Here is a 652-nt window from a genome sequence, read left to right as displayed (position 1 = left end):
CGCCGCTTGTCGTAGCGGACAGCTTTGCCGCGCGACCTCCGACCAGGGATGCAGGGGCGTATCCCTCTGTCTTTCAACGCTTCTCGGAACCAGTCAGCGTCATAACCCCGGTCGGCGATCATCCACTCGGCCGCAGGCAAACTGCCCAGCAGGGCTGCGGCTCCGGTGTAGTCACTGACCTGGCCCGCGGTCATAAAGAACTTCAGGGGCCGTCCCTTGGCGTCGGTGACGGCATGCAACTTGGTGTTCAAACCACCCTTCGTGCGCCCGATCAGACGCCCGCGCTGGTCGTCAGGCCCCCCTTTTTCGCCCGCAGGCTCGAAGCCGTGCGGTGCGCCTTCAGGTAGGTCGCGTCGATCATGATCGTCTTCTGGTCGCCGCTCTCGGAGGCAAGTCCCTCCATCATCCGGGCGAAGACCCCCATGTCACCCCACCGCTTCCAACGATTGTAGAGCGTCTTAGGCGGGCCATACTCACGCGGGGCGTCACACCAACGCAAGCCATTGCGATTGATGAAGATTATCCCGCTCAACACGCGCCGATCATCCACACGCGGCTTGCCGTGGCTCTTAGGAAAGAACGGCGTCAACCGCTCCATCTGCTCGTCGTTCAGCCAGAAAAGATTGCTCATCTTCACCCCCGTCAGTTCGGG

The 652-nt window shown here is 62.1% G+C and carries 1 pseudogene; it reads right to left on the bottom strand.

Features of this window, described 5'->3' with window-relative positions:
- Positions 1-631, bottom strand: a pseudogene (locus IE101_RS19675) (IS5 family transposase); the annotation flags it as partial.
- Positions 632-652 lie beyond the last annotated feature (21 nt).

Source organism: Gemmobacter lanyuensis, from assembly GCF_014652355.1.
Classification (GTDB): domain Bacteria; phylum Pseudomonadota; class Alphaproteobacteria; order Rhodobacterales; family Rhodobacteraceae; genus Gemmobacter; species Gemmobacter lanyuensis.
The sequence above is the reverse complement of the archived record's forward strand: the minus strand, read 5'-3'. Positions and strand labels throughout refer to the sequence as shown.